General features: G+C 58.7%; 14 protein-coding genes. 1 reads left to right on the forward strand and 13 read right to left on the reverse strand.

Annotation, left to right across the window (positions count from 1 at the left end):
* Nucleotides 1–17: 17 nt before the first annotated feature.
* The 13 genes from K9B32_RS20220 to K9B32_RS20280 all read right to left on the reverse strand — a co-directional run bounded on the left by K9B32_RS20220 (nucleotide 18) and on the right by K9B32_RS20280 (nucleotide 12,289).
* A complete protein-coding gene (locus K9B32_RS20220; protein WP_224565381.1) occupies nucleotides 18–1,319 on the reverse strand; it encodes an AAA family ATPase in 1,302 nt (433 codons plus the stop codon).
* A gap of 16 nt (nucleotides 1,320–1,335) precedes the next feature.
* Nucleotides 1,336–2,283, reverse strand: a complete 948-nt coding sequence (locus K9B32_RS20225; RefSeq protein WP_224565383.1) for a type II secretion system F family protein — start codon at nucleotides 2,281–2,283, stop codon at nucleotides 1,336–1,338.
* A gap of 7 nt (nucleotides 2,284–2,290) precedes the next feature.
* Complete coding sequence (locus K9B32_RS20230) at nucleotides 2,291–3,244, reverse strand: type II secretion system F family protein (RefSeq protein WP_224565384.1); 954 nt, start codon at nucleotides 3,242–3,244, stop codon at nucleotides 2,291–2,293.
* Nucleotides 3,241–4,692, reverse strand: a complete 1,452-nt coding sequence (locus tag K9B32_RS20235; RefSeq protein ID WP_224565386.1) for a CpaF family protein — start codon at nucleotides 4,690–4,692, stop codon at nucleotides 3,241–3,243. Before K9B32_RS20235 ends, K9B32_RS20230 begins: the two co-directional genes overlap by 4 nt.
* 16 nt (nucleotides 4,693–4,708) lie before the next feature.
* A complete protein-coding gene (locus K9B32_RS20240; protein WP_224565388.1) occupies nucleotides 4,709–5,281 on the reverse strand; it encodes a L,D-transpeptidase in 573 nt (190 codons plus the stop codon).
* Nucleotides 5,278–6,420: a pilus assembly protein gene (locus K9B32_RS20245; RefSeq protein WP_224565390.1), complete on the reverse strand. Its 1,143-nt coding sequence runs from the start codon at nucleotides 6,418–6,420 to the stop codon at nucleotides 5,278–5,280. Before K9B32_RS20245 ends, K9B32_RS20240 begins: the two co-directional genes overlap by 4 nt.
* Before the next feature lie 27 nt (nucleotides 6,421–6,447).
* Entirely contained in the window at nucleotides 6,448–7,071 is a 624-nt protein-coding gene (locus K9B32_RS20250) for a TadE/TadG family type IV pilus assembly protein (protein ID WP_224565391.1), read from the reverse strand.
* Nucleotides 7,065–7,544 carry a TadE/TadG family type IV pilus assembly protein gene (locus K9B32_RS20255; protein WP_224565393.1) on the reverse strand — a complete coding sequence of 160 codons (480 nt, stop codon included), beginning with the start codon at nucleotides 7,542–7,544 and terminating at the stop codon, nucleotides 7,065–7,067. Before K9B32_RS20255 ends, K9B32_RS20250 begins: the two co-directional genes overlap by 7 nt.
* Entirely contained in the window at nucleotides 7,541–9,145 is a 1,605-nt protein-coding gene (locus tag K9B32_RS20260) for a TadE/TadG family type IV pilus assembly protein (protein WP_224565395.1), read from the reverse strand. The genes K9B32_RS20255 and K9B32_RS20260 overlap by 4 nt, the downstream gene beginning before the upstream one ends.
* A 90-nt stretch (nucleotides 9,146–9,235) precedes the next feature.
* Nucleotides 9,236–9,529 carry a hypothetical protein gene (locus K9B32_RS20265; protein WP_224565396.1) on the reverse strand — a complete coding sequence of 98 codons (294 nt, stop codon included), beginning with the start codon at nucleotides 9,527–9,529 and terminating at the stop codon, nucleotides 9,236–9,238.
* Complete coding sequence (locus K9B32_RS20270) at nucleotides 9,510–11,000, reverse strand: type II and III secretion system protein family protein (protein ID WP_224565398.1); 1,491 nt, start codon at nucleotides 10,998–11,000, stop codon at nucleotides 9,510–9,512. The genes K9B32_RS20265 and K9B32_RS20270 overlap by 20 nt, the downstream gene beginning before the upstream one ends.
* Before the next feature lie 53 nt (nucleotides 11,001–11,053).
* Entirely contained in the window at nucleotides 11,054–11,971 is a 918-nt protein-coding gene (gene cpaB / locus K9B32_RS20275; protein ID WP_224565400.1) for a Flp pilus assembly protein CpaB, read from the reverse strand.
* A gap of 96 nt (nucleotides 11,972–12,067) precedes the next feature.
* Nucleotides 12,068–12,289, reverse strand: a complete 222-nt coding sequence (locus K9B32_RS20280) for a hypothetical protein (RefSeq protein ID WP_224565401.1) — start codon at nucleotides 12,287–12,289, stop codon at nucleotides 12,068–12,070.
* 253 nt (nucleotides 12,290–12,542) lie between these two features.
* On the opposite strand from K9B32_RS20280, the gene K9B32_RS20285 reads away from it, so the two are divergent.
* Nucleotides 12,543–13,064 (forward strand): prepilin peptidase, encoded by a 522-nt coding sequence (locus K9B32_RS20285; RefSeq protein WP_224565403.1) that lies wholly within the window; start codon nucleotides 12,543–12,545, stop codon nucleotides 13,062–13,064.
* Nucleotides 13,065–13,344: the final 280 nt, after the last annotated feature.

Genomic DNA, 13,344 nt, shown 5'->3' on the forward strand with positions numbered 1-13,344 from the left:
ATCAACTAAGTCGGCAATCATTCCAGCGTAAAAACCCCCTCCCACGCCCGTTCGAGCGTAGCAAGCGACGCGATCTTAGGCATTCTATTAAATTCGCAGTAAGACCCGACAAAATCGAGAAGATATTTCGGATGATAGCAGGACGCCAGCATGCTGCCGTACTTGCGATCGTAGAAAAGGTTCAATTCAAAATCATCGACATCAATTGCCGTGTCGCGGGCATAGGACTTGAAAATTTTGAGGTACTCGTCGCGCGACGGAGTATTCACAAAAATCTTGTACTTCAGGCGTCGCAAACCCGCCTCATCGGAGAGATCCTTCGGCGCGATATTTGTCGAGAATACGACCAGCTCGTCAAAGGGAACCTTGAACTTCTTACCGGTGTGCAACGTCAGGAAGTCGTATCCGCGCTCGAGCGGCACGATCCAACGATTGATGAGCGATTGCGGCGCCACCTGCTGGCGCCCGAAGTCGTCGATGATGAAAACGCCACCAGATGCCTTCAGGTGGACCGGTGCTTCGTAGACATTCGGTCCTTCGTTGAAGGTGAGATCGAGCAGATCGAGCGTCAATTCCCCGCCGGTCTTGATGACCGGGCGACGGCATTCGATCCATCGCTGATCAGCCTTCGGATAGAATATTGCGCCAGCATCGGCGACGGGTTGATGCACAGCTTCGTCATAAAAACTGATGACATGGCCTCCGACCTCGATGGCATAAGGCACCCAGATTGCTTGGCGAAACAGGTGCGACGTCCGCTCGGCGATGCTCGTCTTTCCGTTTCCGGGCGGTCCGTAAAGTAGGATGGAACGGCCGGAGTTCATCGCCGGGCCGAGTTTTTCGATCAGCGAGGGAGAAAGCACCAGCCCTTCCAGGCTCTCGATCAGCCGCTCCTGCGTCACGCGCTCGTCATGAATGGACTGCAAATTCACCTGTCGGCAGAAAGCATCCAGCGACACGGGCGCTGGCCCGACATACTGGGATTGCCGTGAGGCGGCATGGGCATATTCAAAACCCTTCAGCGAAAGCGCATAACGAATGTCGGATCTCACGTCCTCGCCAGCCAAGCCCCGCGCCTCCAGGAATGCGAGTTTCACCAGTTCCTTGATCAGGACATTGGCCAGCACTTTCGGCAATTTCATACGGTCTGCCAGATGAGATGCCGTGATTGTATCCTGCTCGGCTGCGCACTTTGCCGCTAGCCGAAGCAGAAACGACGATTCCAGGCCAGTTTCCTCGATACTTGCGGGTGCCATCGGCATCCGTGGATCGAGGGGTGTGACGACATGTTCACGATCCTGTTCGGGCGAATGCTGCATACGGACCTCGCTTGGCTCAACCGCCGGGTTTCAGGCCGCCGAAAAGGCTGGCAACACGGATAACAATGGGAACGAGAACAATGACGAGGCTCACCGGAAAAAGGAACGCGCCGAGCGGCAGCAGCATCTTGATCGGCAGGGCGTTTGCCTTTTCTTCTGCGCGCACGATGCGGAGATCGCGCATTTCCTTGCTATAGACGCGTAGCGTCTGCGTCACGCTGGTCCCGAGTTCCTCCGATTGGCGGAACAGAACGGAAAGCGCCCGCGCCTCGTCGATCCTGAGGCGGGTGGCAAGATTAGCCAGCGCATCACGCAATCGTCGGCCACCTCGTACTTCCAGCATCATGATCGAGAGATGCAGGCCGAAGTCCTGCTGCTTGTCGACGAATTCCCGGGCAACACGGTTGGCCGCCGCCTCGATGCTCATCCCTGCATCGAGGCAGACGATCAGCATATCCATAAAATCGGGAAAGAGGCGGCGGTACTCTCTCTCCTTGGCGGCGCCACGCCGGTCGATATAAATGCTGACCAAAATGAAGGTCATGCCAGCAGCAAACATGGCGATGATGAGCGTAGCCATCCGCGACGTGTCCGCCACGAATCGGTTTAGGGCCCAAACCGACGCGACGAACACGCCGACACAGATCAGCGCGCGAACCACTTGGAAGGTGGTCACTGCGCTCCCTTCGAAATATCCCGCGCGGATAAGCCGGTTCTGGGTGGAGTTCGCATTCGTGTCACGTCTGGTAATCTCGAAATAGCGACGGATCAGGCGGTTTTCTGCCTCGCCAAGATCAGCAATCGTCGTATCGCCAAGGCGGAGTTCATCACCTCTCGCCGCCGCCGAGGTTTTTGACAGTCGGATCCCAACTTCCCGCCGCCGGAAAAACAATTCCGATGCCGCCGCAGAAAATATCAACACCGCAAAGAAGACGACGAGGTAAATTCCATACTCGCTCGACATGGCTACCTCAGTACTCGAAGTTGATCATCTTGTAGAGAATGACATTCCCGACCGCCATGACGGCCAGCAGCACGCTCACCACGATGGTTCCGTAGCCGCTGGCCCAGACGGGATCGAAGTAGGTCGGCGAGAGCGTCTTGATCATCGCGTAGAGAAGAAACGGATAGATCGACATGAAGATCGCCGTGATGCGTCCTTCCGAGGAAATCGCCTTGACCTTTGCTTTAAGCATCGTCCGGTCTCGTAGCGTCTTCGAAAGGTTCTGCAGGATTTCGACGAGATTCCCACCGGTTCCGGCCTGTACGCTCAGCGAAATTGCAAGCAGGTTCAGATCCTCGACGCCTACCCGGTTAGACAGGTTTATGAGTGCGTCGTCCAGCGCCACGCCATAGGTGAGTTCGTCCGAGAGGAGGCCGAACTCGGTACCGATCGGATCAGGCATCTCGCGCGCCACCAGAGCAATCGCCGCCGGCAGCGGGTGGCCGGCGGCCAGGCTGCGGTTGGCGACATCGAGCGCTTCGGGAAGCTTCAGTTCGAATTTTCGCATTCGGGTAGCCCGGGCCCTCCAGACGACGAGCGCAGGGACAAGGAGGCAGATTAAGAGAAAGGCCGGTATCCTGACCAGGTTGCTCGGCGCCAGAAACTGAACGGCCAGCCACGTCAAAAGTCCGCCGATGATCGCGAAGAGAGCAAATCGCCTGGCATCGAACTGGATGCCGGACTGGGCGTAGAACTGCTGCAGCCGCTGCATCCAAGGGATCTGTCGCCAGCTGCCGTCGGCACCGCGCTCCTTCAGCATATCGCGGTAGGTCTTACCATGATCGTCGCTGACATCGAGCAGGCTCAGCCGATGGTTCACAGCGCGGTGACGTTCGGATGTCCTGAAGTAGCCGCGCATTATCGCTTCGACAGCTACAAGGGCGGCGATGAACACGGCCGCGTAAAGTAGGGTCAGGGTCATGGTTGAACAGGTCCCGTTTGCAGCGGTTTACCGGGATCAAAAATCGTCACAGGGATCTCGATCCCAAGTTCCGCAAATTCTTCGACGAATCGCGGCCTGATGCCGGTGGCGCGGAATTCTCCGTGGATGCGCCCGTCTTCATCGGTGCCAATTTTCTTAAATTTCATAATCTCCTGCATCTGCACGACTTCACCCTCCATGCCGGTAATCTCGGAAATGGAGACGATCTTGCGGCTGCCGTCGCTCAGGCGCTGGACCTGCACGATAATGGTGATGGCGGACGAGATCTGCGAGCGAATGCTTAACTGCGACATCGGCATCCCTGCCATGCCGACCATCTGCTCGAGCCGGCCGACGGCGTCGCGGGGCGTGTTGGCGTGGATTGTCGTCATCGACCCCTCGTGACCGGTATTCATCGCCTGCAGCATGTCGAATGCCTCGTCGCCGCGTACTTCGCCGACGATGATGCGGTCCGGACGCATGCGCAGGGCGTTTTTCAAAAGTTCGCGTTGACGAATCTCATTGCGCCCGTCGAGCGTCGGCGGTCGGGTTTCCAAACGCCCGACATGCGGCTGCTGCAGTTGGAGCTCGGCCGCGTCTTCGATGGTAATCAGGCGTTCCTTCGGAGAAATCTGAGAGGAGAGAGCGTTGAGCAAGGTGGTCTTGCCAGAACCGGTGCCGCCCGAAATGACCATGGACACCTTGCCCTTGACCGCGGCGCTAAGAAGGATGCGCATAGCGTTGGCCATGGCCCCATGTTCCACGAGGCGCTCCATTGTCAGCGGCTTGCGGGTGAATTTGCGAATGGAAACGAGTGGCCCATCCACCGAGATCGGTCTGATAGCGACGTTGACACGCGAGCCATCCTTAAGACGGGCGTCAACCATTGGGGTCGACTCGTCGACGCGTCGGCCAACCGCCGAGACGATCTTGTTGATCACGCGCAGCAGATGGTCCTCGTCCTTGAAACGCACGGCGGTACTTTCTAGCCTGCCGCCCCGCTCCACATAGACGCTGTTGTAGCCATTGATGAGAATATCTGCGATTGTGTCGTCGGTCAGCAGCGGCTCGATCGGTCCTAGCCCGAGCATCTCGTCGGTGATATCGCGGATCAGATCATTGATTTCCTTGGCATTGAGCGGGAAGTTGTTCCCCCGGATATAGTCCTTGACCAACGGCCTGATCTCGGTCGCGATCTCTTCGTTGTCGAGTGTGTCGAGGATACCGAGATTGATACGATCGAGCAGGTAGCGGTGCAGATTGACCCGCTCGGACACCATGTCCGGCCCGAACGAAGCCACTTCGCCACTCGCCGTGGCACTGTCGGAAGCCGGTTGGGCGGGCATGTTCTGAACTGCGCCCACCAGAGACAGTTGGGCCGCCTCCAGATGCTCCGGGCTTTCCGGCTCCCGCTGCTTGTAGAAACGCCCCATGATTCCGTTCGCCATGCTTTCCACCCCCGAACTATTTTACAATGACCGTGGAACCGACCTTCACCCGCTCATAGAGATCGATGACGTCGGCATTGCTCATGCGAAAACAGCCCGACGACGCGAAGCCGCCAACTGTCGACTGCTCGTTGGTTCCATGAATGCGGTAGAGGGTGTCGGTGTTGTCCCTGTAGAGATAGATCCCGCGAGCGCCCAGTGGATTGAGCGGCCCGGCAGGTACGAGGTCCGGAAGCCCCGGAGAACGCGCCTTCATCTCGGACGGCGGCCGCCAGTCAGGCCACTCTGTCTTGCGTCCAACCTTCACGGTGCCGCTCCAGCGAAATCCATCTCGCCCGACTCCGATTTTGTAACGGATCACGCGATTCCCGGAGATGACGAGGTCCAGAGTCCGATTCCCGCTGTCGATGACGATTGTCCCGGCCGCGTAGCTTTTTTCAATCGTCACGACGGCGCTTGTCGCCGGTCCGAGGCTTCGTGGCACAAGCCCGCCTGCTGCGGCATCCGCAACAGCGGCCGCGACCGCGCAGACCGTAAGGCCAAGAACCGTAACGAAGGCCCGTATGCGTCCGCCGTCGCTCGCCCTCATCGCACGAGTGCTCCGAGTTTGGAGACCGCGCTGCAGAAGCGTGCGCGGGAATTCACTTCAACCGGTAGCACGCCGCGGTTGACCGCCTCGCTCAAAGTATCCCAGTCATCCGCGATGACGTGCGTGGGAGTCTCCCTGAATAGCTTTTCCGTTTGCTGCCGGCGAACGCCAAGGCCGAAAAGTTTGGTGCGGTATTTGTTGATGACGATGACTATCTTATCCGAACTGCCTCTCAACCGTTTCAGATTGGCAAACAGATCCTTGGCTTGAGAGAGAGCGGGGACCGTCATTTCTGTGACGATGCAGATGCTGTTGACTGAACTGAGCACATCGTATTTCCACGGAGTGTGATAATAGGGAATATCGATGACCGTGTGATCGCTCTCGAAGGCGGCTACGTCGAGCATGCGCAGTACGAGTTCAGCGCCCTTCGGCGTCAGTAGGACAGACGGCTGCTTGAAGGACAACAGCGAAAAACCGCCCGTATGACGCTTCCGGACCAGATCAATGAATTCCAGATCGACCCGGGAAGGGTTGGCGATAACCGGCTTCAGGTCGTAATCGTTGACAAGATTGAGATAATAGCCGAGCGTCCCGGACGAAAAATCCATGTCGAACAGATCAACCCGCGGCGTGAAATTCTTGGTCGGCTGGGCCAGTACATGCGCGAGCGACGAAGCGATCACGCTGGCGCCCGCACCGCCAACAGCCGAGATCACTGCATGAACCCGGCTGTCACCGGCCCCGGTGCCGGGCGCGTGGGTAGAGATCATGTCGATCAGCGCCCGGCGCTCAAGCGGCTTCTTCAGCCAGTCGTTACCGTTCAGGCGGAAGAGCAGCCGCAGCATGTCGTCCGGCAGGTCTTCGGAAACGACGACGAGCGGAATGTCCCGATAGCTGGTGCGAAATGCGAACAGTTCCGGACGGTGCAGCAATTCGCCGTTGTCGACGTCGAGAACGATCAGATCAAATTGCGTCGGATCGAACCGGCCCTTCTCGCCAAGCGCTTTCATGGCCAGATGGCGCACATCGTAACGCGAAAGCGAACTGAACGTATCGAGCATGAAGCTCGCTGCAGCCGCGTCGTCGGAAAGAACCAGGATCTTGGTGGATGCGGCAATGTTCATGTGAGCTGTCATTTCGCGTTCCTACGCATACTTAAGGAGTCAGCAGGTTGAGCACGTCTTCAGGTCTTCCGTTGTAATCGTCACCGGATGGGCTGGGATGGTGATATCGTTAAGTCCTAAAAGCGCGCCAAGGATCGGCAGATCGAAGGTAATATCGCGCACCTCCAGCCGCATCGTCAGGACAGGTCCGTCCGGTCGACCCCAATAGCCGAGTCCCGATCGCTGGTAGGTGACCATTAGATTCTGCGGCTGGATGCGCCAGTTGAGGTCGCAAATGCCAGGGTGCCGATCACCTGCCACGCCGCAAACGCCGTCGCTCCCCAAGACGATCCGGTTCAGTGCTGCCGTGCAGTTCGCAAGAGCCGGTCCGCAGGTCGAGGAGATCGCTGCGTCGTTCGGCGTCGCTTTGCCGTTGTTGAGTGGATCGGCAGCTTCGATCGGGAAAACGGTACTGAAATTCGTCGTCACGGGGTCGGATACCGCCGCCAACCGGGCGCCGTATTGCAGTGCCTTGACCGTCTGATTCCACTGCGACATCGCATAGCCGAACTCGACGAAGGCGGCGAATACGAGCATGACGATGGGAAAGGTCAGCAGCCCTTCGGCAAGGGTGACACCGCTTGTATCCCGCCAGAATGCCTTGAATGCCCGAAAGGTCACCATCCGATGTACCTCTCTTCATGGAAGGAACTGATGGTGATGGCATCGATTCCCAGCCAGTCGAACAGCGGCGAGGTCTCGTAGAGATGAGCAGTGGAAATGGTGATGTTCCCGTCGGCATCCGGCGCTGCGATGGTGATGTCGGCAGGGTCATTCCAGCCCGGCACGCGAGGTTTAGCGCCTGCTGCAGGCGTTTGCGTCCCGTAAAAGGCGATCGTCTTCGCCGTTGCCTGGTTGCATGTCGGCACATAGGTCCCCGACGCCGGTCGGCATCTGGAAAGGTAACGCCCCGCATCGCGCAAGCCTGCGTCGATCTGCATGCGCTCCCAGAAGATGTTGCCAAACTCGAGAACACCGGCGGCAAACAGCGTCACGAAAGGAACAGCCACCAGCGCTTCCGCAATCACGGCACCTTCTTCTTTCGACCAGAAGCCGAAACCGAGCCGGTGACGAATGAAGCTTGCGAGCGCCATCATCGAACGAGCTCCGCTTCTTCGCGCAGGAATTCGTCGAGCGTACCGCGACCACCCTTGCCGGTAATGTCGATCATTTCCAGGGAAAGGTATCGCTCGCCGGCATCCTTTATCGCCGGCTTGGTCAGGAACATTCGCGCAAAGGCCACGGCCCGAGTGGCCTTGTGACCGTTCAAATGGCCGACCGAGGCCTCATAGCCACAATTCACAATGGCCGAGAAGATCTCGCGGCGATCACCATATTCGGCCGCCGTATAATTCGAAAGGTCGGGCCCGCTATAGCACTGGCCGCCCGTCGCCGGTGTTCCGGTCTCACCATTCGGCGAGGCATGGTTGATGAGCGACGGACTTGCAAGCTCGTAACGATAAACATCGTAAGCGGAGGGTCGGCTTGGCGTTCCGCTCGCCTGCGCTGGATAACTGGAGTAGTTGCTGAGGATCGTGCTCACCGACGGCGCAGCCGTTCCCTGCGCGACATTCCAATATGTCGTGTACTGCCAGTTGTTGCCGCTGCTGATCTTGCCGCCGGCAAGCGAGGTCATGGCTGCTCCATAGCCCAGTGGCAAAGCCTTGGCGGCATCGCCGACAACGTTTTCAACCATGACGGGATTGTAGGTATCGCAGCCCTTCTTGCCGTTGCCGGTGATTGTCTGGGCGGAGCGTACGTTTCGGGCAGGTCGATAACGATAATCACCGCTCACCTGGTTGAACGACGAGGAGTAATAACCGAAGCGCGTATTCACGCCGTCTTCGACAGGCCCAGCCTTTGCACCGGTCTCTGTATCGAGGCTGTCCTGTGTATAGCAGGTACCGGGATTACCGGTGGCAAGCGCCTCCGCCAGAACGGATGCCCCATTGCCCAAGGGGGTCCGAAGGAATCCGAAATTGCCGGGACCCGGATTGGACGCCGAGGTGCTGTGAAGCTCGATCTGTCGCCCGTAGAGATTGCCGGCCGTAAAGTTGGTGTGTAAGGCCTCAGCCGCATCCTCGCTTGCCGTCTCGCTCGTGTTCCCAGCTGGCTCGAACGGGTTGCAGATATAGATCGGCGTCACATCGCAAGCGCTGGCATGGTACACCGCCACCGCGTCTGCAGCGATGTTGATCGTATCGCGGCTGAAGCCAACCGGGATCGGGAAGATCGTCTGCATCGCTTGCGGCTTGGCGATGACCCAGGCGTAGGAAGCGTCGTTGGATTCGGTCGTTTCCATCGAAGACGGGATGGACGTGTCGTCATTGGCCGGGATGTCCTTCAGAAAGACCACCTTGACCGTGCTCGCGGCATCGTTTCCGCCTTTATAGGCCACGGTAATATACGAGCCGAGCGACATGCCGGTTCCGCCGCCGGGAAAAGCGGCGCTATTAGCGATCTTCTCGATCGCCGCCTGCGCTCGCGCAATGGCATCATCGCGGCCGTCGAGTTCGCGGGCTCCGGCCAATGCCATCGCATCGACGGCATTCTGGAGGTCGGTATGCAGGTTGCTGCTGCGGCCGACATCGATGACCAGCAGCGAAAAGCCGAGAAGCAGCGGCATGGCAATGAGCGTCAAGGCGATGACGTAGCCGCGATGATCGTTCCAGAACCGTCTGACAACCCTACCCAGCATTGGCATACCCCCATCGCTGCGCTATGCCGCGACGACCGTGTTTTGTGCATTTTCCCTTCCGGCGTTATCGCCGTTCATGCCCTTCGATTGTTACTGGCCGGCGGTCGACCCATTGGACCCCATGGCCGGCGACGGCTGAATAATGACCGTCCCGCCGTTCTGGTACTCAGTGACCACCCTGCGGATCACCTTGCCGTCGCTTGCGATCCGGGTTCGCTGGGCTTCCGGCGGGAATGGGTCCTCAGTATGGATGGCCTTGTTTGCTTCCATCGCGTTCCCGAGCCCGAAGGTAATCGAGTCGCGATGGTTCATGTAGTCGGCGCAGCCGGAAACGAGGCCGGCGGAAAGGGCGAGAAGGGCGCGCTTAGCGTTTTTGAACGACAACTTGACCTCCCTGGTCCAGATCGAGACGATGGCCGTAGGGGCCTTTTGCACCGTCGCCGTTGCGAAAGCGCCGCAGCATGTCCTTGTCGACTTCCAAAACACCGAGGGCGAAAAGCTCGACGTCATTTGAAGAACGCGTCTGATCGAGTGGACTGTAGAGGTCCTCTCCCGGCCGGGCCGGCCGCACGATGCGCGGGGTGACGACGATAACGAGGTCGGATTCCTTCTTCTGGAAACTCGTCGAGCGGAACAATGCGCCGAGAACCGGTATCTTCCCGAGGCCCGGCAATTGCTGGATGTCCTTGGCATTGATCGACTGCAGCAGCCCCGCCATTGCAAAGCTCTGGCCGTCTCGAAGGGCTACCGTCGTGCTGGCAGCGCGCGAGATGAAACCCGGATTGCCGTTGACGTTGATCGACTGATCGAGCTCGGAAACCTCCGGCTCGATCTCCAAATTGATGACGCCGTCGTCAAGTACCACCGGCTTGAAGGTCAGCCGCACGCCGAAGGGGCGATAGTCCGTCTCGGTGGCGACGGTCGCGCCGTTGGTCGTCGTCTTTAGGATCGGCACTTCACCGCCGGCATGGAAGCTGGCGGTCGAGCCGCTCATGGCGATCAGATTCGGCTGAGCCAGGCGGCGCACCAATCCCTTCTGCTCGAGCGCGTTAATGACCACGTCGATGCGGCCGCCAGAGATTTCCAGTACCTTGGCGATCAGCTGGCCGAAGGGCAGCATACCCGTTGCTGCACCCTTGGGGTCGAGGAGGGTGCGAGCCAGGTTTCCATCATCGTTCACTCCGATGCCCTGGCTGGTCGTTGCCTTACCGATGCCGTTGTTGCCCTGCCCGGCCCAACCGATCCCGAGGTCGCGACCCGTTTGGCGGGAGGCTTCAATGACACGGACCTCCAGCATCACCTGCTGGCTATCGCCGACGCGCAGCTGGTTCAGCACCGGTTGGTCGGAATAGGACTGGGCGACTTCTATCACCCGCTGCAACTCGATGCCGTCACGGACGATGCCTGTCAGGCGGATGCGGTCGTTGGAGTTGACCACCCTGACCCGGGCCGAGGGCGCGGCAGAGCGGATGGCGGCGGCAACTTCGGTGAAATCGCTGGCGACGCGGATGTCGATGACACCCAAAAGCGACTTGTCATCACCATAGACCGAGATGTTGGTGGCGCCGGTTTTCTTGCCGCGGATGAACAGCGACCGGTCGGAAAGCGGAACCACGTCGATCATATCGGCGCTGCCGATGACAAGATCGCCAAACGGCTGGCCTGTGTTAAGTGTCAGTGTCTCGTTCGGAGGTAGCGTGACATGCTGGACCGATCCGCCGAGCGTGACGAACTTTTCCTGTGAAGCAGCGCGCCCGGTAAATCCTACCCCCCAGCACGCACAGGCCAAAAACACTGCCACCAGTGCCGCAGGGCCTTTGGACCTTGCGTTTCCCCCCTCGCCACCCCTGGACATGCCTGCTCTATCCCCCTCATTCCGCCGCAACTGCGGGTCCGCCGCATATTATGTCATGGTATCAGGCCGACTCTGTGCTCCTCGCGCTTCGTCGTGTTCCAGACGCCCACTGTCACCCAATTCGGCGCGACCGACAGCACCGGCTCAGCCTTGGGTTCGACAATCTGCGCTTGTTTTTCTGGCTCCTGCGCCTTCATCTTCCCCAGATCCTTGTCGAGCTCCGTTGCAATCGGGCCGCCGCCGAGGTCGGCGACGGTGATCGGCCGGGTTTGCTCGACTGAGGAAGAGGCGATGTTGCGAAGCGCCAGCGACAGCGTGCCGATACTGGCGCCGAGAGTGAGGCGCTGTGCTTCGTCGGTCGTGACCTCGAAGGTGACGGTTTTCACAACGGACGGCTCGTCCTTGCGCTCGTCTGCCGTCTGGTCCACCGCCAGCACCTTGACGCCTTGCAGCAGCACATCAACGAAGGTCTGGTCGTTACCAGCCTGCCCGCGCACGATCCGCGTCAGAAGTACGTCGACGCGATCGGAGGGCCGCACAAAGCCGGCAACGCCGAGTACATCGTTGACGCGGATGGAAACCGCCTTCATGCCTTGGTCGAGTGCTGCCGACAGCGTGGCGCGCTCGCCGGCGCCGGTGATTTTCGAGGAAAGCACCGGCTCGCCCGGATCGATCGCCTCCATGGCATAGCGCGGTTGGGCGTCATCGCCGACGACCGCCTCGATGTTCGTGAACGAGCCTGTGGGTGTTTCGTTTGAGGGCCACGGGATGGCCTTGAGACTTTCGGGGCGCACCCGGTCGCCGAAGCGCATCGCCTTGGCGGCGACAACAAGTGTCTTTTCCTGCACCTTCGTGCCACTCATCGCCAGCAATCGCGCCTGCTGGTCTGCGAGATAGCCGCGCATGGCAAAAACTGCTGCCACGGCCAGGAAAAAAGCAATAACGAGACTGAAAATCGTTGAAGAACGCATCACCGGTACTCGGTACACTGGATGGAGTAATTCCATCTACTGTTTCTAAATTAGTAGAGAGGAGTTAAGAAACTCCTCTCTATATTGAAGCGCATATTAGCCGCCAGGGGTGGGGACGGGCTTAGGGGTGCCGGCGGTTAGGTTAGTGGTAAAGAACGTGCCCCAAGACGCCCAAGCAGTTGCCAGATTTCCCGAAACGAGCGTTACTGCAGCGATCACACCGCCGAGAAGCAAGCCAAGCAGAACAAGATATTCCGACAGCGCCACGCCGTCTTCTTCCCGCGCGAAAGCGCGTACGCTATTTACAAGTGCTTTCATCGAGAATTACCTCCAGATTAATGGCGCCGTCCCCCGGCCGCCTTGTCGTCGAGACCACCCCTTCGACTGGGGAATATTAATAATCTGTTAATTATTATATAGTCAACTAATGATATATGCGCAGCTTCACGGATATAGTTTATGGTTAAGATGCGTTCCGACCGATATTCGGTAAACACTGTTCCATAGCGGTCCAGAGCCGGCTTCAAAAGCGGGATTCCGTAGATTATCTTCCCAAAAAGGCTTAGCCTGCATGGTACAAATTGTCGATTTTACTACGTGGGTTGCAGTATTGCTTCTTCTTTATGCTGCCTGGACCGATTTCCGCACTTGGAAAATCCCCAACACAGTCGTGCTTGCGCTCGTGACGCTTTACGCGCTGCGCGCGGTAGCCTTAACACTTGGCTCCGGGGATATCGGCGCTGCGCTGTTTTCCTCTAACGGCATCGGTGGCGATGTCGGGGCCGGGTTGTTGTTATTCGTGCTTGGTGTCGTGCTCTGGGCTTTCGGTCTGTTTGGCGCCGGCGACGCTAAGCTCCTCCTGCCGATCGGCCTTTTCGTCGGCTGGCAGGGCATGCTGCCTTTTTCGATCTTCCTTTTCGTCCTCGGCGTCGCGACAATGCTGATGCTGCGGCTGACGGTGCCGCTGCCTTTCGCGCATCTCGCCTTTTTCATGCGCATCGAAGAAATCCGGGCAAGCCGCAAGGTACCCTATGGGGTCGTCATGGTTTTCGCGGCACTCCTCGCCCTCGCCTTACCTGTCAGCATGAGCTGACGCTTTCTCAGGTGCAGGCGCGCCTGCCTCGGAATACGAATAAGGGGGCGTTACGGCATAGGATTGGATGTAATGTTTGGGACCTACAATTCGGACAGCCGAAGCGATCAATCCGAATTTGATATTTCTTCAATGCCCGGAATGTGCACCATTGTTCCACGCTTCGAGCCGATTGGAGCGACTTTGCCGAAGACTTGACCAGAAGCGCGTCTGATTTCGGTCAGACTGCGATGCAGCCTCACCGGCAGACAGTGCCACTCAAGAACGCCCGGATTGAACC

The organism is Rhizobium sp. 3T7, assembly GCF_020166565.1.
GTDB lineage: Bacteria > Pseudomonadota > Alphaproteobacteria > Rhizobiales > Rhizobiaceae > Rhizobium.

Coding starts and splice junctions, on each gene's coding strand:
- K9B32_RS20220 (WP_224565381.1), bottom strand. CDS start 1,319: ATGCAGCATTCGCCCGAACAGGATCGTGAACATGTCGTCACACCCCTC.
- K9B32_RS20225 (WP_224565383.1), bottom strand. CDS start 2,283: ATGTCGAGCGAGTATGGAATTTACCTCGTCGTCTTCTTTGCGGTGTTG.
- K9B32_RS20230 (WP_224565384.1), bottom strand. CDS start 3,244: ATGACCCTGACCCTACTTTACGCGGCCGTGTTCATCGCCGCCCTTGTA.
- K9B32_RS20235 (WP_224565386.1), bottom strand. CDS start 4,692: ATGGCGAACGGAATCATGGGGCGTTTCTACAAGCAGCGGGAGCCGGAA.
- K9B32_RS20240 (WP_224565388.1), bottom strand. CDS start 5,281: ATGAGGGCGAGCGACGGCGGACGCATACGGGCCTTCGTTACGGTTCTT.
- K9B32_RS20245 (WP_224565390.1), bottom strand. CDS start 6,420: ATGACAGCTCACATGAACATTGCCGCATCCACCAAGATCCTGGTTCTT.
- K9B32_RS20250 (WP_224565391.1), bottom strand. CDS start 7,071: ATGGTGACCTTTCGGGCATTCAAGGCATTCTGGCGGGATACAAGCGGT.
- K9B32_RS20255 (WP_224565393.1), bottom strand. CDS start 7,544: ATGATGGCGCTCGCAAGCTTCATTCGTCACCGGCTCGGTTTCGGCTTC.
- K9B32_RS20260 (WP_224565395.1), bottom strand. CDS start 9,145: ATGCTGGGTAGGGTTGTCAGACGGTTCTGGAACGATCATCGCGGCTAC.
- K9B32_RS20270 (WP_224565398.1), bottom strand. CDS start 11,000: ATGTCCAGGGGTGGCGAGGGGGGAAACGCAAGGTCCAAAGGCCCTGCG.
- cpaB (WP_224565400.1), bottom strand. CDS start 11,971: ATGCGTTCTTCAACGATTTTCAGTCTCGTTATTGCTTTTTTCCTGGCC.
- K9B32_RS20280 (WP_224565401.1), bottom strand. CDS start 12,289: ATGAAAGCACTTGTAAATAGCGTACGCGCTTTCGCGCGGGAAGAAGAC.
- K9B32_RS20285 (WP_224565403.1), top strand. CDS start 12,543: ATGGTACAAATTGTCGATTTTACTACGTGGGTTGCAGTATTGCTTCTT.